This is a genomic window from Ruegeria sp. HKCCD7296 (assembly GCF_013110775.1).
In the GTDB taxonomy this organism is placed as follows: Bacteria; Pseudomonadota; Alphaproteobacteria; order Rhodobacterales; family Rhodobacteraceae; genus Ruegeria.
Map to the genome: position 1 here is coordinate 21,511 of NZ_WVRF01000003.1, position 21,211 is coordinate 42,721.

The 21,211-nt window shown below is 56.4% G+C and carries 22 protein-coding genes; 13 read left to right on the forward strand and 9 right to left on the reverse strand.

Annotated features, from left to right (window positions below; genetic code table 11):
* Positions 1-185: 185 nt before the first annotated feature.
* From GS632_RS05075 to GS632_RS05105, 7 genes are all read left to right on the forward strand, one after another.
* Positions 186-1,214 carry an alcohol dehydrogenase catalytic domain-containing protein gene (locus tag GS632_RS05075; protein ID WP_171237594.1) on the forward strand — a complete coding sequence of 343 codons (1,029 nt, stop codon included), beginning with the start codon at positions 186-188 and terminating at the stop codon, positions 1,212-1,214.
* Between the two features lie 73 nt (positions 1,215-1,287).
* Positions 1,288-2,163 carry a branched-chain amino acid ABC transporter permease gene (locus tag GS632_RS05080; protein ID WP_171173965.1) on the forward strand — a complete coding sequence of 292 codons (876 nt, stop codon included), beginning with the start codon at positions 1,288-1,290 and terminating at the stop codon, positions 2,161-2,163.
* Positions 2,164-2,166: 3 nt separating this feature from the next.
* Positions 2,167-3,264, forward strand: a complete 1,098-nt coding sequence (locus GS632_RS05085; RefSeq protein WP_171619006.1) for a branched-chain amino acid ABC transporter permease — start codon at positions 2,167-2,169, stop codon at positions 3,262-3,264.
* Positions 3,261-4,025, forward strand: a complete 765-nt coding sequence (locus GS632_RS05090; protein ID WP_171173961.1) for an ABC transporter ATP-binding protein — start codon at positions 3,261-3,263, stop codon at positions 4,023-4,025. Before GS632_RS05085 ends, GS632_RS05090 begins: the two co-directional genes overlap by 4 nt.
* Entirely contained in the window at positions 4,022-4,795 is a 774-nt protein-coding gene (locus tag GS632_RS05095) for an ABC transporter ATP-binding protein (RefSeq protein ID WP_171237596.1), read from the forward strand. The genes GS632_RS05090 and GS632_RS05095 overlap by 4 nt, the downstream gene beginning before the upstream one ends.
* A gap of 5 nt (positions 4,796-4,800) precedes the next feature.
* Positions 4,801-6,687 carry a long-chain fatty acid--CoA ligase gene (locus GS632_RS05100; protein WP_171237597.1) on the forward strand — a complete coding sequence of 629 codons (1,887 nt, stop codon included), beginning with the start codon at positions 4,801-4,803 and terminating at the stop codon, positions 6,685-6,687.
* Positions 6,688-6,712: 25 nt separating this feature from the next.
* On the forward strand, positions 6,713-7,873 hold the full coding sequence (locus GS632_RS05105; RefSeq protein WP_171237598.1) for an ABC transporter substrate-binding protein: 1,161 nt from the start codon (positions 6,713-6,715) through the stop codon (positions 7,871-7,873).
* Between the two features lie 66 nt (positions 7,874-7,939).
* Here GS632_RS05105 and rpsI read toward each other — a convergent pair whose 3' ends face one another.
* The 3 genes from rpsI to GS632_RS05120 form a co-directional block, all read right to left on the reverse strand.
* A complete protein-coding gene (gene rpsI / locus GS632_RS05110) occupies positions 7,940-8,425 on the reverse strand; it encodes a 30S ribosomal protein S9 (protein ID WP_171090107.1) in 486 nt (161 codons plus the stop codon).
* Between the two features lie 6 nt (positions 8,426-8,431).
* Entirely contained in the window at positions 8,432-8,890 is a 459-nt protein-coding gene (rplM, locus tag GS632_RS05115; protein ID WP_039536983.1) for a 50S ribosomal protein L13, read from the reverse strand.
* Between the two features lie 162 nt (positions 8,891-9,052).
* On the reverse strand, positions 9,053-10,456 hold the full coding sequence (locus tag GS632_RS05120; RefSeq protein WP_171721428.1) for a PLP-dependent aminotransferase family protein: 1,404 nt from the start codon (positions 10,454-10,456) through the stop codon (positions 9,053-9,055).
* A 99-nt stretch (positions 10,457-10,555) separates the two neighbouring features.
* Between GS632_RS05120 and GS632_RS05125 the strand changes: the two genes are divergently transcribed.
* A complete protein-coding gene (locus GS632_RS05125; protein ID WP_171173951.1) occupies positions 10,556-10,783 on the forward strand; it encodes a DUF1127 domain-containing protein in 228 nt (75 codons plus the stop codon).
* A 62-nt stretch (positions 10,784-10,845) separates the two neighbouring features.
* Here GS632_RS05125 and GS632_RS05130 read toward each other — a convergent pair whose 3' ends face one another.
* On the reverse strand, positions 10,846-11,289 hold the full coding sequence (locus tag GS632_RS05130; protein WP_171237600.1) for a PaaI family thioesterase: 444 nt from the start codon (positions 11,287-11,289) through the stop codon (positions 10,846-10,848).
* A 58-nt stretch (positions 11,290-11,347) separates the two neighbouring features.
* Here GS632_RS05130 and GS632_RS05135 point away from each other — a divergent pair, with 58 nt between their 5' ends.
* From GS632_RS05135 to gluQRS, 4 genes are all read left to right on the forward strand, one after another.
* Positions 11,348-12,133 (forward strand): enoyl-CoA hydratase, encoded by a 786-nt coding sequence (locus tag GS632_RS05135; protein WP_171237601.1) that lies wholly within the window; start codon positions 11,348-11,350, stop codon positions 12,131-12,133.
* Positions 12,134-12,388: 255 nt separating this feature from the next.
* The gene (gene trmFO, locus GS632_RS05140) at positions 12,389-13,729 is read left to right on the forward strand and encodes a methylenetetrahydrofolate--tRNA-(uracil(54)-C(5))-methyltransferase (FADH(2)-oxidizing) TrmFO (protein ID WP_171173945.1); all 1,341 of its coding nucleotides are present in this window, start codon (positions 12,389-12,391) and stop codon (positions 13,727-13,729) included.
* A gap of 37 nt (positions 13,730-13,766) precedes the next feature.
* Positions 13,767-14,381, forward strand: a complete 615-nt coding sequence (locus tag GS632_RS05145; RefSeq protein WP_171173943.1) for a class I SAM-dependent methyltransferase — start codon at positions 13,767-13,769, stop codon at positions 14,379-14,381.
* A complete protein-coding gene (gene gluQRS, locus GS632_RS05150) occupies positions 14,378-15,259 on the forward strand; it encodes a tRNA glutamyl-Q(34) synthetase GluQRS (RefSeq protein WP_171237602.1) in 882 nt (293 codons plus the stop codon). The genes GS632_RS05145 and gluQRS overlap by 4 nt, the downstream gene beginning before the upstream one ends.
* Before the next feature lie 10 nt (positions 15,260-15,269).
* Here the strand turns inward: gluQRS and hisI are convergent, their stop codons facing one another.
* Positions 15,270-15,641 (reverse strand): phosphoribosyl-AMP cyclohydrolase, encoded by a 372-nt coding sequence (hisI, locus tag GS632_RS05155; RefSeq protein WP_171237603.1) that lies wholly within the window; start codon positions 15,639-15,641, stop codon positions 15,270-15,272.
* Positions 15,642-15,708: 67 nt separating this feature from the next.
* Here hisI and GS632_RS05160 point away from each other — a divergent pair, with 67 nt between their 5' ends.
* Entirely contained in the window at positions 15,709-16,161 is a 453-nt protein-coding gene (locus tag GS632_RS05160) for an iron-sulfur cluster assembly scaffold protein (protein WP_171234306.1), read from the forward strand.
* Positions 16,162-16,231: 70 nt separating this feature from the next.
* Here the strand turns inward: GS632_RS05160 and GS632_RS05165 are convergent, their stop codons facing one another.
* The 4 genes from GS632_RS05165 to ligA all read right to left on the reverse strand — a co-directional run bounded on the left by GS632_RS05165 (position 16,232) and on the right by ligA (position 21,108).
* Entirely contained in the window at positions 16,232-16,393 is a 162-nt protein-coding gene (locus tag GS632_RS05165; RefSeq protein WP_171237604.1) for a hypothetical protein, read from the reverse strand.
* Between the two features lie 140 nt (positions 16,394-16,533).
* Positions 16,534-16,656, reverse strand: a complete 123-nt coding sequence (locus GS632_RS22250; protein WP_256368504.1) for a hypothetical protein — start codon at positions 16,654-16,656, stop codon at positions 16,534-16,536.
* Positions 16,657-16,768: 112 nt separating this feature from the next.
* Positions 16,769-18,859 (reverse strand): ATP-dependent DNA helicase RecG, encoded by a 2,091-nt coding sequence (recG, locus tag GS632_RS05170; RefSeq protein ID WP_171237605.1) that lies wholly within the window; start codon positions 18,857-18,859, stop codon positions 16,769-16,771.
* Complete coding sequence (ligA, locus tag GS632_RS05175) at positions 18,856-21,108, reverse strand: NAD-dependent DNA ligase LigA (protein ID WP_171721429.1); 2,253 nt, start codon at positions 21,106-21,108, stop codon at positions 18,856-18,858. Before ligA ends, recG begins: the two co-directional genes overlap by 4 nt.
* Positions 21,109-21,211: the final 103 nt, after the last annotated feature.

Here is a 21,211-nt window from a genome sequence, read left to right on the forward strand (position 1 = left end):
GTCGACCTTGTGGTTTGGCCCCACCCTATGGGCGCATCTTAGGTGCCCCCACGTTATTTCGGCATTGAATTGACGCCCCGAGCGGCTTTTGATTGGCTCATTCCAAAGCTCGGCACGCGCCACGCCTGTTAAGGGTACGTGTTTAATACGGCGATTTCGACTTCAGATTTGTTGAGGATGACCAAATGACAGAACTGCCACAGACCATGTTTGCCACTCTATTAAAACATGAAGGATATTCTGGCACATCCAGCGGGCCAGCCATATCTGACGCAGCCGAATGGTTGGAACCCGCAGAGATACCCGTGCCACAGCCTGGCCCTGGTCAGGTTCTGATCAGATTGAGAACCGCATCGGTCAACCCGTCCGACTTGCATTTCATCAAGGGCGAGTACGGCCAACCTCGCGTAAAGGGATCCCCTGCAGGTTTCGAAGGATGCGGTGATGTTGTGGCCACCGGAAAAGGTGCCGAAGCCCTGCAAGGTCAGCGGGTTGCCTTTGTTGCTGCCGGATCGGGGGCCTGGGCGGAATATGTTGTCACGCAGATGCAAATGTGCATTCCGTTAAGGCCGGATATCTCGGACGATGACGGGGCCGCGCAGATCGTCAATCCGCTGACCGCGATGGCGATGGTAGACATGGCCAAGGCCGACGGCGACGCGTTTGTCGTGTCTGCCGCAACCAGCCAGCTTGGAAAACTGATGTGCAGCCTTGGGCGTGATCTTGGGCTGAAACCCATTGCGCTCGTGCGGCGCGCGGAGACCGTTGAGACGTTGAAAAGCCTCGGCGCTGCCGAAGTTCTGGTGACGACAGATTCAGATGTTGTTGAGCAATTTGCCGGACTGAGCACGTCCATGAAGCCACGCGTTTTCCTTGACGCCGTGACTGACCAACTGTCGGAACAATTGTTTTGCGCCATGCCAAACCGTGCACGCTGGATCACCTATGGAAAGCTTTCGACCGAAGCGCCGACGCTCACCCAAACCGGCCAATTGATCTTTATGGGCAAGCGGATCGAAGGTTTCTGGCTGACGCAATGGATGATGTCGACGCCACCGGCCGATCAGATGCGGGTGGTGGCCGAGGTTCAGGCGCGTTTTGCAGACGGGCGCTGGAAAACAGATGTTTCTGAACACCTTACACTCAGAGATCTGGTGCCAAATTTAGCCAATGCGCTGAAAAAGAGTGACGGAAAGGTGATAATCACGCCATAGTAGAAGAACCCCACGCACCCCGAAGACTTGCGTGAGGCTGACGGCACCTGTTGCTCGTTGGAGGGAGGACAGTTTGGATAACGCACAGCTGCTGATCAGCGGACTGGCGAATGGCTGCGTCTATGGCCTGATCGCACTTGGCTTTGTTCTGATCTACAAGGCGACCGAAGCGGTGAATTTCGCGCAGGGTGATTTCATGATGCTGGGGGCCTTTGTGACTATCGGCCTGACGAATACTGAATATATGGGCCTGCCCTTCTGGCTCGCCCTGCCGATCTCACTGGGGATTATGGGTGCCTTAGGCTATCTGCTGGATCGGCTGATTATCCGTCGATTGTTCGGTGAAAGCCAGACCGCAGTCGTCATCCTGACCATCGCTTTGGGGTTCGTGATCCGCTTTGTTGCGGGGTTGATCTGGGGGCACGAGCCGCAAACGCTGCAGAATCCGCTTGCCGGCAAAGAGGTTCGCTTTGGCGGTCTGGTTCTGGGGATGGAAGATGTGGCGGTGATTGTTGTCACGATCCTTCTGACCGGGGCGCTTTATGTCTTCTTCAGCCGCACAAAACTGGGCCTTGCGATGCAGGGCGCGTCGCAAAACCAATTGGCGGCCTATTACATGGGCATTCCGGTCAAACGCGTTCAGGGCTTTATCTGGGCACTGGCCGGGATCGTTGCCGGGATCGCCGGTATCCTGTTTGCCGCCAAGGGAGCGGTGGACCCGACCACCGGTTTGCTGGGCATCAAGGCCTTTGCAGCAGCGGTCATTGGCGGCTTTGGCAGTCTGCCGGGCGCATTGGCCGGAGGGCTGATCGTCGGTGTGATTGAGCCCTTTGCCAGCCGCTATATTGCCGCGGGTTATAGCCAGGTCGCGCCCTATGCTCTGCTGCTGGCCGTGCTGATTTTCCGACCCAACGGGCTGTTCAGTCAGGTTCGGGTCAAAAAGGTCTAAGCCATGCGGATCGTGTTTAAAACCAACTACATGCAGGACATCCGACCTTGGAAAGACCGGTATCAACTGTGTCTTTATCTGATCCTTCTGGCCGTCGTTGCAGCGGCCCCATGGTGGCTGGACGCATTCTATCTGGGTGAACTGACAAATGTTTTAATCTGGACCATTGCTGGGCTGGGCCTGATGATCCTGACCGGCCATACCGGGCAAGTCAGTCTGGGACATGCCGCTTTTCTGGCTTTTGGCTGCTATGCCAACGTTGCACTGATCGAAGCAGGGGTTCCCTTTCTGGTCGCTTTCCCACTGGCAGGAATACTGACTGGCATCGCGGGCGTGACAGTTGCCATCCCTGCCTTGCGCCTTCACGGTATCTACCTGGCCATCTTCACCATGGCCCTTTCGATCCTGATGGATGACATCATCGTTCTGTCTGAACCCATCACTGGAGGCGTCGCAGGCAAGTATGTCGGCGGGGTCGAGATCTTTGGCCATTTGGTAGATCGCTGGGGTACGCCGGATCTGTTCTTTTGGCTGGTTCTAACCGTAACGGTTCTAGTCACCTTGGGCTATATCAACCTGCTGCGAGCACCGCTGGGGCGCAGTTTTATCGCTGTGCGTGACTCAGAGGTTTCGGCTCAGGCGATGGGCATCGACATTGCGCGCACCAAAATGATCTCATTTGCCTTGTCCTGTGCTGTGACGGGCTGGGCCGGGGCTTTGATGGGGCTTTTTGCCGGTGCCTTCAACAATGAAACCTTCAGTGTTCTGATCTCGATCCAGTTGCTGATGATGATCGTGATTGGCGGACTGGGGTCGATCCACGGGGCATTTCTGGGTGCGATCGTGATCGGGTTCCTGCCGCAATTCCTTTCGATCTCTAAAGAATATGTCGGAGCCTTGTTCGGAGGAAACACAGTCGCCATTCCAGGCCTGGAATTCGGAATCTTTGGCATGATCCTGATTGCCTTCATCCTGTTCGAACCCATGGGCCTTTATGGTCGCTGGCTAAAGATCCGCACTTGGTTCGAGTTGTTCCCCTTCTACCGCAAGGACATGTTCAAACGGCAAAAATCTTATCTAAAGACAGAGCGTCTAAGATGAGCCTGCTGGAGTTTGAAAACGTAACCCTGAAGTTCGGCGGCCTCACTGCGGTCGATAACCTATCGTTCGAAGTGCTGGAGGGCGAGGTTTTTGCCATCGTCGGCCCCAACGGTGCTGGCAAATCGACTGTATTCAACCTGATCTCGCGGTTCTACGAGCCCTACGCCGGGTCGATCCGGTTCGACAGCCATGATCTGCTACGTGTCAAACCCTCGGGCGTTGCAACCTTTGGCGTGGCACGGACGTTCCAGAACATCGAACTGTTCGAGCACGCAACCGTTCTGCAAAACCTTCTGGTTGGGCGGCATAGGCATCGACAAACAAATCTGCTTTCCGAGCTTTTGTTCCTTCCGTCCGCCCGACGGCAGGAAATCGAAAACCGCGAGAAGGTCGAAGAGATCATCGATTTCCTCGATCTTCAGGCCTATCGCGACAAGATGATCGCAGGGCTGCCCTATGGCGTGCGAAAGGTGGTTGAGGTCGCGCGCGCACTGGCAACTGATCCCAAACTCCTGTTGCTGGACGAACCCGCCTCGGGCCTGTCGGTCGAAGAAACCAGTGACATGCGGTGGTGGATCGATGACATCCGGCGTCAGATGGGCATCACCGTGCTGATGGTGGAACATGACATGGGCCTGGTCTCGGGCGTGTCAGATCGGGTTTTGGCCATGGCAGACGGCGCTGAACTGGCACTGGGCTCTCCTGCGCAAGTGCAGGCCCACCCGGCTGTTATCGAAGCGTATCTGGGAAAAGCTTCATGACCGAGCCGATCCTGAAAATACGCAATGTCGAAAGCTTTTATGGCCCCATCATGGCCATTCGCGGGGTGTCATTGGACGTGCACAAAGGGCAGATCGTGTCGATCCTCGGGGCCAATGGCGCGGGAAAGACGACGCTGATGAAAACCGTGTCGGGCGTGATGGACCCTGAAAAGGGACAAATCACCTTTGATGGTGAAGACATTCAGGGGGCCGAACCACATAAGGTCGTGCAACGCGGGATCGTGCATATTCCCGAAGGGCGCGAGGTCTTTCCCCTTCTGACTGTTGATGAAAACCTCAGCCTTGGTGCCTATTCCCGCAAGGACAAAGACCAGATCGAGCAAGATCGTGAACTGGTCTTTAGCTATTTCCCCGTCCTCAAAGATCGACGCGGGCAAGAGGCTGGCACACTGTCAGGCGGTCAGCAGCAAATGTTGGCGATCGGACGTGGGCTGATGGCCCGTCCTCGCATCATGTTGCTGGATGAGCCATCACTGGGCCTGTCGCCGATGCTGGTGCAAGAGATTTTCGAGATCCTCAGGCGCCTCAACCAAGAACAGCAGATGACCATGATGTTGGTCGAACAGAACGCTCATGCGGCACTGGATCTGGCCCATCATGGCTATGTGATGGAGGTTGGACGCATCGTCATGGACGGTAGCGCCGAGGCTCTGTTGAAATCCGAGGACATTCAGAACTTCTATCTTGGTGTGCGTGAAGACGGCGCGCGGGAAAACCGGCGCTGGAAACGGAAAAAGACGTGGAGGTAAGACGGATGGATGCCAGCCCCCTGCCCCCGCAGACCACAATCAACGGCGTGCGCTTTAACGCAACAACAGGTCAAAGGCCGCTGCGGGTGGACGGCTGCATCACCATAAGCGAGCTGTTTCAACACCGCTGCGCCGAGCTGGGCGAACGCACCGCGCATCGGGAAAAAGATCTAGGCATTTGGATATCCTATTCCTGGGCCGATTACTGGCAACACGCCAAATGGATTGGTTTGGCGCTACGGAAACTGGGGCTGGAACGGGGCGATGTGGTCTCGATCCTATCCGAGGATCGCAAGGAATGGGCGTGGTTCGACATGGGTATTCAGGGCGTCGGGGGGATAGCCTCGGGCGTTTACACCACCGATTCCGCCAGTCAGTTGCAATACCTGATCAATGACAGTGGCAGCAAATTCCTGATTGTCGAAGATGAAGAACATCTGGACAAGTTCCTGGAAATCGAAGCCGAAGTTCCGGACCTGATCAAGGTGATCATTCTGGAATACGAAGGTCTGCACGACCTCAAGCACCCACGCTGCATGATGATCGACGACCTTTACGCGCTTGGCCGAGAGGCAGAAACAGCCGATCACGGGCGGTTCGAGGCCGAAATCGCGCTGGCGAAACCGCAGGATACGGCGCTGCTTGTCTATACCTCTGGCACCACAGGACAGCCCAAGGGCGCGATGCTGAGCCACGAGAATATCCTTGCTGCCATTGAATCCGGCGCGCGGGCCTTACCGGTTCTGGCCAGTGATGAGCAGCTTTGCTTCCTGCCGCTCTGCCACATTCTGGAACGGGACGTGTCGGTCTATTTCCCGCTGGCGGCCCGCTGCACTGTGAATTTCGCGGAAAGCCCGGAAACCGTATTTGCGAACTTGCAAGAGGTCTCGCCCTCGACCTTCACGGCTGTGCCGCGCGTGTGGGAAAAGATTTATGCGCATGTGCAAATTCTGACGCAGGAGGCCACACCGTTGGGGCGCGCGGCCTTTGGGATGGCATTGAAAGCAGGCGCTCGCCGCGCCGAATACAGGGCGGCAGGGAAACACGTTCCGATCGGTATCGCGGTGCAGTTCTGGATATGGGATCAACTGGTTCTGAAGAACCTGCGTCGTATGCTGGGCATGGACCAACTGCGTCGTGGCGGCACCGGAGCTGCACCGATTTCGACTGACTTGCTGAAATGGTACTGGGCCATCGGAGTACCTTTGGTCGAAGGTTTTGGGATGACTGAAACCGCCGGGTTGGCCACGCTCAACACCGTTGAAAGCAACAGGATCGGGACCATCGGCCAAGCCGTCGAAGGCTCCGACATCCGTATCTCAGAAGATGGTGAAATCCAGCTGAAAGGCATGAACGTCTTTCAGGGGTATTGGCGCAATAATGCCAAGACGGCCGAGACGTTCACTGCCGATGGTTGGCTGCGCACGGGGGATATGGGGCATATCGACAAGGATGGCTTTGTCACCATCACCGGCCGCCTGAAAGACATCATCATCACCGCAGGTGGTAAGAACATCACCCCGGCCGAAATCGAAAGCCAGTTGAAGTTCAGCCACTATATTTCTGACGCGATCCTGATTGGTGACAGGCGAAAATACCTGACGGCCCTGATCATGATCGATCAGGAAAATGTCGAGAAATATGCACAGGACCGCAAAATTCCGTTTTCGAATTTCGCCTCACTCTGTGCCGCGCCTGAGGTATGCGATCTGATCGGTGCCGAAGTTGCAGCCGTGAATACCCAGTTTGCACGGGTTGAACAGATCAAGGATTTCCGGCTGATCGACGTGCTTTTAACAGCCGAAGACGATGAACTGACCGCTACGATGAAGCTGAAACGGGGTTTGGTGGAAAAGAAACACGGACATCTGATTGAAGACATGTACAGTTAGACAAGGGAATTTCGGGAGGAGAGAAATGAGAGAGTCATTCAAACTATTGGCTGTCGCCACGGCCTTGACCGCCTCGGCGACCATAGGTTTGGCGCAAACCCAAGGCGTAACCGACGATGAAATCGTGATCGGGTCGGTCAACGATCTGAGTGGTATCTTCGCAGCCGTGGGCGTTCCGGCCACCAAAGGCGCAAATGTTGTGTTTGACCGTGTCAATGCAGCCGGAGGCGTGCACGGGCGACAAATCCGCTTTGTCGTCGAAGACAATGGCTATCAGATGCCGCGTGCAATGCAGGGTTACAACAAACTGCTGAACCGGGACAAAGTGTTTGCGATGCTGCAATCACTGGGCACACCGATGAACATGGCCGGCTTCAAACTGCTGGATCCAAAGGGAATTCCGAACGTTGCCCCCCTGACGGCGGCGCGGCAGATGTTGCAAGAGCCTATGCGCAACAAGTTCACCTCATTCTCGACTTACTATGATCAAGCCCGCATTGGCGTGAAATACCTCGCAGGTGAATTTGGATCACAAACCGTTTGCACGATGTACCTGCCTACCGATTTCGGCGAAGAAATTCTTGAGGGCAGCCAGGCCGGGGCTGAAGAGGCCGGGATCACATTTGGATCCGAGACCACTCATAAACCAGATGAGACCGATTTCGTGGGTTCGCTCAGTAAACTCAAGGAAGAAGGTTGTGACATTGTCACGATGGCGCTGGGCGTTCGTCAGGCGATCACTGTGGTGGGTACTGCCAAGAAGATGGGCCTGACGGATATGAAATTCCTGGGCACCTCGGCCAGCTTCCTGACAGTCGTGGCGCAGGTTCCCGGAGGCGTGACCGACGGCTTCTATGCCGCCGCCTCGTGGCAGGATCTGTGGGCCCGCGCCGATGAGCCCGCCCCCGCCGCGTTCATAGAAGAGTACAAGGCCGCCACGGGTGAAGATCCGGTTGGGTTTGCAATGCTGGGCTATTCCGCCGCCGAGATGATGGTCAAAGCGCTGGAGGCCGCAGGTCCTGATCTGACCCATGACAGTTTCATCGCGGCCATGGAATCGCTGGACTATCAGGACGATCTGGTCGGCAACCACATCACCTATGGGCCGGATGATCACCAAGGCGCGGATACCGTGTTCGTAAATGTTGTTGAAAACGGCGCGTGGAAGCTCGTCTACGAAGAATAAGTCGCAGTAAATGCAACGAAAAAGGGCTCGCAGATGCGAGCCCTTTCTTTTGGATTGTCCCGGCGATTAACGTTTGGAGAACTGGAACGAACGGCGGGCTTTGCGCTTACCGAATTTCTTACGTTCCACAACGCGGCTGTCGCGGGTCAGGAAGCCTGCGGCTTTCAGAGCGCCACGCAGGTTCGGATCGTACAGTTGCAGCGCTTTCGAGATGCCGTGCTTAACCGCACCCGCCTGACCGGTCAGGCCACCGCCTTTGACGGTTGCGACAACGTCGAATTCACCTTCAACACCAGCAACCTGGAACGGCTGGCGCAGGATCAGCTGCAGAACCGGACGCGCAAAATACTTGTCCTGGTCTTTGCCATTTACGGTGACCTTGCCGGAACCCGGCTTGATCCAAACGCGGGCAACAGCGTCTTTACGCTTACCGGTGGCGTAGGAGCGGCCCAGCTCGTCACGTACGGGTTCACGCACGATGACTTCTTCGGCCACGGTTTCAACGCCTGCGACGGCGCTCAGCTCTTCGAGAGTATTGATCTGATCAGCCATCGGTCATTAGCTCCGGGTGTTTTTCTTGTTCATGGACTTAACGTCCAGAACTTCGGGCGCTTGCGCCTCGTGGGGATGCTCGGCACCGGCGTATACGCGCAGGTTGGTCATCTGCTGACGCGCCAGGCGGTTGCCCGGCAGCATGCGCTTGACCGCCTGGGTCACGACGCGCTCGGGGTGTGCACCCTCAAGGATCTGCTGCTTGGTGCGCGATTTGATGCCGCCCGGGTGGCCAGTGTGCCAGTAGAAGTTTTCTTCGCGCTTCTTGCCGGTCATCTGGATTTTGTCAGCGTTGATCACGATGACATTGTCGCCCATGTCCATGTTCGGGGTGAACGATGCTTTGTGCTTGCCACGCAGGCGCATGGCGACGATCGAGGCAAGACGGCCCAGAACAACGCCCTCGGCGTCGATCAGGATCCACTTCTTGTCGATGTCTGCAGGTGTTGCAGAAAAGGTTTTCATGGCAGGATAGTCCTGTTTGATGTGAAAGACCGCCCCAAGACAGAGCGGTCCGAATTCGATGGTGGGGTTCTATGGGGTGGCCGCGCGCACGTCAAGCGCAGTAAACCTGTTTTTTACTAGGCAAAACAACACCTTAAAAAATAGGTATTATTTTACCCCAAATTAAACGCTGATTTGCTCGGGCGGATTGTCCAACAACGCACGCAGGCGAAGCATTGCGTCCTCGAACCGTTGCAACGAGACATGCCCGTTCATTGCAATGCGAACCGCATTTGGTGCACGGCCATCGCGCAAAGCGAATTCGTCCGCCGATCGCAATTGTATCCCCTCCCGCTCTGCCGCCCGGCTGAAAGCTGCTGCGCGCCAGCCAGATGGAAGGTTCAGCCAGACAAACGGTACGTCTGGTGCCCACGTCAGGTCAAAACCACCCAGCGCATTCACTGTGACACGCACATACTCGCCCATTCGGGTTCTGACATCTTTGGCGATCTGCCGCGTACGGGGATCAGACAAAAGCAATCGGGTGAGCTCTGCCAACGGCTGCGCCAGCCCAAAATACCCGTACTCTGCCGAGCGTCTCAGATCCACACTTCGCTCTTTCGGGGCAATGGCAAACCCGACGCGCAGTGATGGCGTCAGAACTTTTGAGATCGACGATACATGCCAGCCCCGCTCGGGCGCCAAGGCACGATAGCTGGGCTCTTTAGCCTCACCCATGCGATAACAGTCATCTTCCACGATCTGCACATCGAATTTTCGCGCAACTTCAACTACCTCTTTGCGCCGCTCAAGCGGGGTGTGCAGTGCGGTCGGGTTCTGCACCTCGGGTGAAACGCAAATCGCCTGCGCGGTTGTCTGCCGCAAAACATGTTCCATCGCAGTGGGATCGATGCCCCACTTGTCCATGCGAATACCGACCACTTCGGCCCGCATCAATTCACCGGCGCGGCGAAAGCCGGCGTAAGACAGGTCTTCGACCAAAACGACCGGCTTGGGACCTTGAAGGATGCTTTGAAACACAAGACACAATCCGTTCTGCCCCCCATGAGTCAGTACAATGTCGTCATCCGTCAGCGGACCCAGCGGTAAATTCGACAGCCACTCGACCACCGCCTGGCGCATTGGCTTATAGGCATCGCGGGTTGGATAGTTCATAAATAATGCGGGATCGGACTGCGCAACTTTCTGCAAACACTCCCGTATCAACGACACCTGCCCCATATCCGCCAATCTTGGACTGAACAGGCTGACGTGATTGGCATTCTGTGCTTCGGCCAAATGCAACTGACGTGACCAGACATCATCCAGAATCGGGGATTTCGGAGGGGCTACAAATGTACCACGTCCGACCTCTGCTTGTAACAAGCCTTCATCCGTCAAAATCGTATAGGCCCGTGCAACAGTACCCGGTGTGATCTGCAATCGATACGCCAGTTCGCGCACCGGCGGCAGCTTAGATCCGATGTCTAACGCTTTGCTCTCAATTGCTTTTCGTATTGTGTCAGCAACCAAAGTATACTTTGGCCCCTTGGCTTTCGGCAACTCTTCCGGCCAAATTGTATCCATTACAATTCTTCCTTTGATTTTGACACAATATTGAATGTATCAACATCTTGTACCGAATATCACTGCTTTGTGTCAATACAATTTGAAAGGAACTCTGAGATGACACGCACAATGCACAACCCCGCCCTTATACTGCTGAACGCCAGCCCTCGGCTGCCGCTGATCGCTGTGCTGGCCGTGCGGTTTGCGGCTGCGGTCACTCAATGGGAACGCCGCCGTCGCAGTCGCGTCAATCTGGGCAATCTGGATGATCGGCTGTTGAAAGATGTTGGCCTGACCCGCACGCAGGCGGACCGTGAAGTAAAACGCTACTTCTGGCAGATCTGAATCATCCCCAGTCCCAATTATTGGGACCTCTTCCTGGGCCGGGGCCAGTCCCCGGCCTTTTTTTAGCCGAACCGCGCCGCGGCCGAGCCTGCCGGTGGAATGGAATACGTCATGCTGGCCCGCGCAACCGGCTCGTCCATGCCTTCGGAATAGATCAAAACATCGCCGACGGCCAATGTTCGACCTAACTTAAGCAATCGGCAAGTCGCAATCAGATCGGCGCCACCTGCGGGTTTGCGAAGAAAATCCAGCGAACTGCTGGTCGTCACCGCCAGGGATTGCCGCCCTTTTCGCGCCAAAACCATAGCGTACACACTGACATCCGCCAGACCAAACATGGACGGGCCAGACACTGTGCCCCCGGGGCGCAGGTGCCGGTCCTGGACCACAAGGCGCATGGTAATGTTTTCTTCGGCCAGTTCTTCGACAACAAAATCCTCATGAATCTGAGGAAACACCTCTTTTAGGTATTGCGACAGTTCATCCCTGTTCATTGCCAAAGCCATACTTTCCCTCCTGCTCTTCCCGACCTAGAGTTGGCCCAACTTGGGATCGGAGGGCAAGATGGCAATTCTGGAACGTAACGACACTGGCGCGGTGGCACGGCTTACAATGAACGCGCCCGAGCGGTTGAACGCGCTGAGCGAAGAGATGCTGGCTGCGCTTCAGGATGAACTTGACGCTTTGCGCGATGACAGGTCCATCCGCGCAGTGATCTTATCAGGCGCTGGAAAGGCTTTTTGTGCCGGGCACGATCTGAAGCAAATGACAGCCGGACGTCAGTCCGAAGATGGGGGCAAAGCCTATTTCCAGGATTTGTTTGCGCGCTGCGCCCGGATGATGATGTCAATCCAGTCGCTTCCTCAACCCGTTATCGCTCAGGTCCATGGCATTGCCACCGCCGCCGGGTGTCAGCTGGTTGCGACCTGCGACATGGCTGTCGCAGCCGAGGGTACGCGCTTTGGCGTGAACGGGGTCAATATCGGGTTGTTCTGCTCGACACCAATGGTGGCGCTCAGCCGCAACATCCCCAGAAAGCAAGCTTTTGAGATGCTGACAACAGGCGCGTTCATTTCAGCCGAAAGGGCCGCAGAACTTGGGCTGATCAACCACGTCATCCCGGAATCGCAGCTGGACCATGAAGCCAATGCGCTGGCCGAGCTTGTGGCCTCAAAGCTTGGCGCTGCCGTGAAAATCGGAAAAGAGGCGTTTTATCAACAACTTCAGATGCCCCTGGATCAGGCCTACACCTATACCGGAGAGGTAATGGCGCAGAATATGTTGCACCGCGACACAGAAGAAGGCATTTCCGCCTTTATTGAAAAGCGCCCCCCAAATTGGACCCAATGAGGCAATTGTTTTGCACATTTTTTGCCACTGTTTTGATTTTTGCACTTTTCAAAACGGCGACTCTGTGGCAAAGCTGGGTCGAGGCTGAGGCCTCAGGACACTTTTGGGTCGCCGTGGGCGGAAGGTCCCTCCAGCTGGTCTCTCTCACCAGCGCTGACATTCCCGCAGCGGCGACCCCAAGACCCCCCTTTAAAATTATCGAAACTGGCACTGGCTGAGTTGCGCACGATTGTGGTCTGCCCTATGTGGCAGCGCATGACACAAGTTTTGCACATTGTAGGCGGCGGCATGGCCGGATCCGAGGCGGCGTGGCAAGCGGCGGAAATGGGCGTTGACGTGGTGATTCACGAAATGCGCCCAACCGTTGGTACCTTTGCCCATCAAACCGGCAATCTGGCTGAAATGGTCTGCTCGAACTCATTTCGGTCGGATGATGACGAACAGAATGCAGTTGGCCTGCTGCATTGGGAAATGCGGGCTGCCAACGGGCTGATCATGACAACGGCCGACGCCCATCGCCTGCCCGCAGGAGGGGCGCTTGCGGTGGATCGTGACCCTTTTGCCGAAAGCGTCACCGCAAAACTCCGCGCCCACCCACGCGTTTCGGTCACGGATGAAGAAGTGACCACCCTGCCCGATGACGGCCAATGGATCTTTGCAACAGGGCCCTTGACCTCGCCAGCACTGGGCGAAGCGATCCGCTCGGAAACTGGTGCCGAGGCGCTGGCCTTCTTTGATGCCATTGCGCCCATCGTTTATGCCGAGAGCATCGACATGTCGAAGGCCTGGATGCAGTCGCGGTACGACAAAGGCGAAACAGAAGAAGAGCGCACAGCCTATCTGAACTGCCCGATGGACCGTGATCAGTACGAGGCGTTCATCGACGCACTTCTGGCTGCTGACAAGACCGAGTTCCACGAGGGCGAAACAGCCGGTTACTTTGACGGCTGCCTGCCCATCGAGGTCATGGCAGAACGCGGGCGCGAAACCTTGCGCCATGGTCCTATGAAACCGGTCGGCCTGACCAATTCACATGCACCGGACGTCAAACCTCATGCCGTGGTGCAGCTGCGCCGCGACAATGCACTGGGCACGTTGTTCAACATCGTGGGTTTCCAAACCAAGATGAAATACGGTGCCCAGACCGAGGTGTTCCGAATGATCCCCGGCCTGGAAAGCGCCAGCTTTGCTCGCTTGGGCGGCATTCACCGCAACACATTCATCAACTCACCCACGTTGCTTGACGCGCAGATGCGATTGAAATCCAAGCCGAATATCCGGTTCGCCGGGCAGATCACGGGCGTCGAGGGCTATGTCGAAAGCGCCGCAATGGGTTTGCTGGCAGGGCGTCTGGCAGCTGCAGAGATACTTGGGCGTGATCTGCCGGACGTGCCGCAGGACAGCGCAATGGGCGCTTTGATTCATCACATTACCGGCGGGGCCGAGGCCAAGACCTTTCAGCCGATGAATGTGAATTTTGGTCTATTCCGTCCGGTGGATGGTCTGAAAGGTGGGCGGCGAGGCCGGAAGGACCGGTACAAAGCCTATACGGACCGCGCCAAGTTGGAATGGAGCACCTGGTTGGAGCATTGCTGACTGGACGCACAATACGGTCTCGGCCTAGCATACAGGTATGACCGACAAGTTCCTAGACAGCACCTACAACCTCGACACACCACAAGAAACAGAATCGCACTACAAGAACTGGGCGGCGACCTATGATAAAGAGGTCGAAGATCATGGATATGTCACGCCAGGTCGCGTGGCGGCGGCGTTGTGGTCTGCCCACCCCCACCCTGAAACCCCGGTGCTGGACTTTGGATGTGGAACCGGAATGTCCGGTCAGGCTTTGCGCTCAGTCGGGTTCGAGACTATCGATGGCATGGATCCCACTCCCAAAATGCTGGAAGAGGCAAATGCTAAGGGTGTGTACAGAAAGCTGACCGGCTTCGATATCACCAAGCCAGCTCCGCTCAAACGTGGTGCATATTCGATTGTCACAGCCATCGGTGTCATCGGTAAGGGCGCTGCCCCGGCAGAGACAATCGACGCTTTGATGCATGCTTTACCCAAAGGAGGGCTGTTTGCGTTTTCTTTGAATGATCACGCGCTGGCAGATCACACTTTCACCTGCCGCGTTACGGATTGGGTCGACATGGGGGCCGCACGTTTGCTATTTCGTGAACATGGGCCGCATCTACCCGGAATCAACCTTAACGCTGACGTGTATATAATAGAAAAAGCGTGACTTTCCTGACGCGCTTTGCGCCATCTCCAACCGGGCCACTTCATCTGGGCCACGCTTATTCCGCATTGATGGCCAACGACATGGCCAAAGCTGAAAGTGGTCAGTTCCTGCTGCGGATCGAGGATATCGACCAATCCCGTTCGCGACGGCATTGGGAGGATCAGATATATGATGATCTGACCTGGCTGGGCCTGAATTGGCCACGTCCTGTTATGCGCCAATCGGATCGCATGGCGGTTTACGATGCCGCCCTGGATCAACTCTGGGCGCGGGGCTTTCTGTATCCCTGCACCTGCAACCGCAAAGATATTGCCGCTGCAGCCAGCGCTCCGCAGGAAGGCGCACCGCTGCACGGGCCTGACGGAATAATCTATCCCGGGACCTGTCGTAAATTCAATGCAAGCAAAGACTTAACCCAACACCTTCGCCCAAAACACGAAGCTGTACGGCTGGACATTTCCAAGGCTTGTCAAGCGATTCAGGAGAGGTCCAGACTTCAGTTCACTGAACTCGGTTCCGGCCCCGACGGGGAAACAGGTGTAATCACCTTCACTCCGGATGAGATGGAAAAAACCGTCGGAGATGTTGTTCTCTCCCGCCGGGACATGGGCACGTCTTACCATCTGTCCGTTGTCCTGGACGACGCGGCGCAAGGAATCACGCGTGTTGTTCGGGGTCGGGATCTGTTCGAAGCCACCCGCATCCATGTTCTGCTTCAGGTTCTATTGGATTTACCAACGCCCGAGTATTTTCACCACGATCTGATCCGTGATGATGCAGGCAAACGATTGGCCAAGCGCGACGACGCGCGTGCGATCTCAAAATATCGCGCTGAAGGCGCCAGCCCCGCTGACATTCGGCGTATGGTCGGGCTTTGATCCGGCGCGCTTATTCCATCGGAGCCATCAATTCTGTCTCGGCCCCGTCACGAACAGCGGTGTAAAAGCAGGTCCGGCGATTTGTGTGGCAAGCAGCCCCGGTCTGACGCACCAGCACCAGAAGGCAATCGCGGTCACAATCGATCCGAAAGTCCACCAGTTCTTGGACATGACCCGAGGTTTCGCCCTTGATCCAGAAAGACTGACGAGACCGCGACCAATAGGTCACCCTGCCCGTTTCCAGCGTCTTTTCAACGGCCTGAGCATTCATCCAAGCCATCATCAGAACCTCGCCCGACGCGTCATCCTGTGCGATTGCAGGGATCAGGCCCGCCTCGTTATATTTCAATGTCGATGGGTCAAATATGACAGGCTCAGTCATCTCGAAAAACCTTTTGCATCCGGTGGGCTGGCCACTATGTATGAGGAACACACGACGAGGGAAAGCCATGAGCGGCGAGAACGACCTGATAAAGCTGTATTCCGGGCGCATTCTAGCGCTGGCGGCAGATATTCCGCATCTTGACCGTCTGGACGACCCAGATGCAACGGTCAAGAAACGGTCACCGCTGTGCGGCTCGACCGTGACAGTGGATGTCAAGGTTCAGGACGGCCGGGTGCGTGCCTTTGGTCAGGACGTCAAAGCCTGCGCCTTGGGTCAAGCTTCTGCCGCGGTCGTGGGGGATGCGATCATTGGCGCGACGCGTGCTCAGGTCGAAGCTGCTCGCGATCAGTTGGCTGCAATGCTGAAAAAAGATGGACCTGCCCCAGATGCTCCCTTCGACGGGCTCGAAGTCCTTATGCCGGCACGGGATTATAAGAACCGGCACGCCTCGATCCTTCTGGCGCTGGATGCCACAGCCGAGGCCATGGCACAGGCCGAACAGGCCCATTGCGCGTAAACTTGGCAAACTAAAGTAAACCTGTTCCGCCTCAGGTCAGATTTCAGTAGGAATGGGTTAGAACAATCTACTAGAGCATTTCGTCACGCTTTGGGTTGTTATTGACCCGATCGGGATAATAGCTGCGATTATCGCGCTCAACTCTGTCCTGTCCGCGCTGCTTGGGATCTTCAAAACTGGTCTGCTGAAAAAAACCGCCGCTCCTTCCGGGCGAAAGGGCGGCGGCAGGCATTGCGTGTCTCGTGTGGGGTCCGGTTCACCGCGCGGGGCCGAGGCATGGCCCCTCAAGGGGTTTGGGACAGGCAGGTCACCCTTGACTGAAATGGGGATGACAGCGCGGTTTTTTCGGCACGAGATCGCAGGCAGAAAGGCTTAGAAACCAACCGGCAGGTGCAAAGCTACCATCAGGATCACGACCAAAGACATCACGCCAACCGCATCCTGAAAAATGGTCGATTGCGCGCGGGTGAAAGCGGTCTTGATCTGGGTCAGCATAGGGTCACCTCCGGTCAGAGCTTTAATCCTTTGTTGACCTTTTGTTCTCATATTTACCCGAGTCGGTAAAGAACTTTTTAAGAACATTTGTGAACTTTTTAGAACACGTCACCTAACCCACTGAAATTAAACGGATAGCCTGATCTTGTTTCATCAACCACAAAAGAACACGCGCGGCACGGCCCCGTTCCGACGTCAGTTTCGGGTCTGTATTCAGCAATGCGCGCGCATCTGATTGGGCGACAGCCATCAATCCGGCCTGACGTTCAAGATCGGCGATATGGAACTTAGGAAGGCCGGATTGCGCGGTCCCGATCAGATCCCCGGCCCCGCGCATCTCAAGATCGGTTTCGGAAATGCGGAACCCATCCTCGGTTTCCCGCAAAACCTCCAGCCGTCTGCGCCCACCTTCGCTGAGCGGCGGTTGGTACATTAGCAGGCAGGTTGAGTCCGCGTCGCCACGCCCCACACGCCCTCGCAATTGGTGTAACTGCGCAAGCCCGAAAATCTCGGCCCGTTCAATCACCATGATCGTGGCGTTGGGAACATTGACCCCAACCTCGATCACAGTTGTCGCCACCAGAACCTTGGTGTCACCGTTCTGAAACGCGCTCATCGCCGCGTCTTTGTCAGTGAGCGGCATCTGCCCATGGACCAGCCCCACAACGCCTTCCCCCAGAATAGCGCGCAGACGTTTGAACCGTTCTTCGGCAGCGGTCAGGTCTGAAACCTCGGATTCATCAACCAATGGACAGACCCAGTAACACTGTCGCCCCTCTTCAATCGCGCGGCGAAGATGCGACACGACCTCATCCATACGCTGCGTGCTGACAATCGCCGTTTTGATCGGTTTTCGCCCGGGCGGTTTTTCGTCCAGAACCGAGACATCCATATCCCCATATTGCGCAAGCGCCAGGCTTCGCGGGATTGGAGTTGCCGTCATCACCAGAACGTCGGCACCCTGCCCTTTTTCCGACAGTTCCATCCGTTGCCGAACACCAAAGCGGTGCTGTTCATCGACGATGGCCAAGCGCAGAGCCTTGAACTCCACGTCACTTTGAAACACCGCATGGGTGCCGACCAGTATCTGAATACTACCTTGTTTCAGCGCCTCAAGCTTGGCACGACGCTCAGCACCCTTATCTCGCCCCGTGAGCAGTTCCAAAACCACCCCGGCCTCTTCGGCCAGCGGGCGCAACCCTTCCAGATGTTGGCGCGCCAGTATCTCGGTCGGGGCCATCATCACACCCTGCCCGCCTGCTTCAACAGCGATCAAAAGCGCCATGAAAGCCACCAGGGTCTTGCCTGCACCCACATCGCCCTGAAGTAGACGGTTCATCCGAGCGTCCGAAGCCATATCCGCCGCGATCTCTTCGATCGCGCGGCTTTGGGCCCCGGTCGGATGATAAGGAAGGCTGGCCAACACCTTGGATTGCAACCTCCCGGTCGCGACACTAACAATTCCACGAGATTTACGTTCCCGTTGGCGGGCCAATGCCAGGGTCAACTGATGCGCAAATAATTCGTCATAGGCCAAACGCTGCCGCGCGGGTGCAAAGGGAGCGACATCATCTGCCCCCTGCGGATTGTGACCGGCGCGAATGGCTGAAGCCCAATCCGGCCAATTTTGTTGCGCCACCTGAGCGGGGTCGATCCATTCCTCAAGCTCAGGCGCCCGCGCCAACGCGCTGCGACTGGCCTTGAACGCGGTTTTCTGGGTCAGCCCTTGTGTCAGATGGTAAACAGGTTCAAATTCCGGGATCTCTCGGGCCTTTTCTACTGGCAGCATATGATCCGGATGCACCATTTGGGCCATACCGTCGAACAATTCCAACTTACCGGAAATCACCCGGCGCGATCCCTCAGGCAGCACCTTTTTCAGATAATCTCCGCGCGCATGAAAGAAGACCAACTGAAAATCGGCCTGACTGTCTTCGACATGAACACGATAGGCCCCACCCTTACTGCGTGGCGGGCGATGCGTGCCCACAGTGACCTCAACTGTCAACGTGGAAGGCAAATCAGCGCCTTGGATCGTATCACGCCTACGACGGTCAACCACTGCGTAGGGCAAACCAAACAAAACATCGCGCGGACTTTCCACGCCGGTCTGCGCCATGACTTGCGCGGTTTTGGGACCGACACCATCGAGCGTCTCCAAATCCGCAAAAAGCGGAAAAAGCTGTTCCGGCCGTCCGCTCATGCGCCTTCGATCAGCTGCAACCAGCCATCCTCGTCCAAGGTTTCGATACCCAGTTCTGCGGCCTTTTTGGCTTTCGATCCGGCACCCGGTCCTGCAACCAAAATATCAGTTTTCTTGCTGACAGATCCCGAAACTTTCGCACCCAATGCCTCGGCCCGAGCCTTAGCTTCAGCTCGCGTCATCTTTTCCAGCGTCCCGGTAAACACCACGGTTTTTCCTGCCACCGGGCTGTCCGATGCGGGTGCATCCGGAGCAATGACGGTCAACTCCTGTCGTAGCGTATCAAATGCGCGCCTCTCTTCCTCATTTGCAAAAGCATCTGAAAGGGAAAGGCCAAGCGTCGCGCCGATCCCATCAATCCCGATCAGATCAGCCCAGGCTGCATTGGCCTCCGAAGAAACGCAGGCCGTTGCGATAGCCGCATCACGCACTTCCTTGACGCGGGCACGACGGCCCTCGGTCGCCGCTGTCGCTCGTTCCGCATCTTCGGCCTCATCGGCTTGCCGCTGCGCCAAAGCCGCCGGGCGAGCAGCATCCAACGCCTGCGCCATGGCATCCCACTCACGGTAATACAACGCCAAATCGCGCGCGCCAACTTCGCCCACATGCCGAATACCCAAGGCAAACAGTAGGCGCGCAAATGGAATTTTGCGTTTTTCGTCTATCGCAGCAAACAGATTTCCGGCCGAGGTCTCGCCCCATCCATCCCGGTTTTTCAACCGGGCCAGATTACCGTTGTCGCGCTGTTCCAATGTGAAGATGTCAGCAGGGGTGTTAATCGGAAGGACCGGGTCATCGTAAAACATTTCAATCTGTTTTGCGCCCAGGCCTTCGATATCAAACGCCTTGCGAGACACAAAATGTTTTAATTTTTCTACCGCTTGCGCCGGACAAATCAAACCGCCCGTACAGCGGCGCACGGCATCGCCTTCCTCGCGAACAGCCGCACTACCGCATTCAGGACATTCTTGCGGAAACGGAAATGTCTCAGTGTTCTCAGGGCGTTTGGTCAGATCGACATCGGCAACTTTCGGGATCACGTCACCCGCGCGATAAACCTGTACCCAGTCCCCGACACGTATATCCTTGCCTTCTCGGATCGTACTGCCCTTGGCATCGCGCCCGGCAATGTAGTCTTCGTTATGCAAAGTGGCATTCGAAACCACAACGCCGCCAACTGTCACTGGATGCAAACGGGCCACGGGGCTGAGCGCACCAGTGCGGCCAACTTGAATGTCGATTGCCTCTAGCCTCGTCCAGGCCAGTTCGGCGGGGAACTTATGCGCAATTGCCCATCGCGGCGTAGTAGAGCGAAACCCCAAACGCGCCTGAAGCGACAAATTGTTGACCTTGTAGACAACCCCGTCAATGTCATATCCCAAGGTGGACCGTTGCGCCTCGATTTCCCGATAGTGCGCGATCATCTCTTGGGTCGTCTGACATAGGCGCGTCAGTGTATTTGTCGAAAACCCAAGAGATTGCAGTCGCTCAATCGCACCCAATTGTGTGTCTGCCAAGGGTTCGGACACCTCACCCCACGCATAGGCAAAAAACTTTAGGGGTCGGGATCGCGTGATTTCCGCATCTATTTGCCGTAAAGACCCGGCCGCTGCGTTACGTGGATTGGCAAAGGGCTTTCCACCTCGTTCTGCTTGCCGCGCATTCAGCGCCTCGAAATCGGCATGAGACATATAGACCTCGCCACGGACCTCAAGCACTTCGAGCGCGCCATTCAACTGCTGAGGAATATCCGAGACGGTACGCGCATTCGCCGTCACATTCTCGCCGACCTCACCGTCCCCTCGCGTCGCGGCCTGAACAAGTTGGCCGTTTTCATAGCGCAAGGACAGCGACAGACCGTCAATCTTTGGTTCAGCCGTGAAAGACAATGGCTCATCGGAGCCCAGACCCAGGTACTTTCGAATCGATCTGTCAAAATCGGCCACGTCCTCGTCATCGAAGGCATTGCCCAGCGACATCATACGAACAGCATGCGTTACCTTCGAAAACCCGTCCGCTGCCTTGGCGCCGACTTGGTCCGACGGGCTGTCATCACGTTTGAGGTTGGGGAATCGCGCCTCAATCTCAGAGTTTCGGCGCTTCAACGCATCGTATTCCGCATCCGAAATTTCAGGCGCGTCTGTCCCATGATACAGCGTGTTTGCCCGAGACAGCACAGCCGCAAGGCGCGCCAATTCGGCGCGCGCTTGGTCTTCGGTCAGATCAGATATGGAAATGGAGTTGCTCATGGCCTCGCCCTGTCACGCGTTCTTGGACCTCAGTGATAGGGCGAGGCCATGGCCAGGTCCAGACGTGCTGAGCCGTGAGTGTAAAGTGCCGCCCTGGACCACC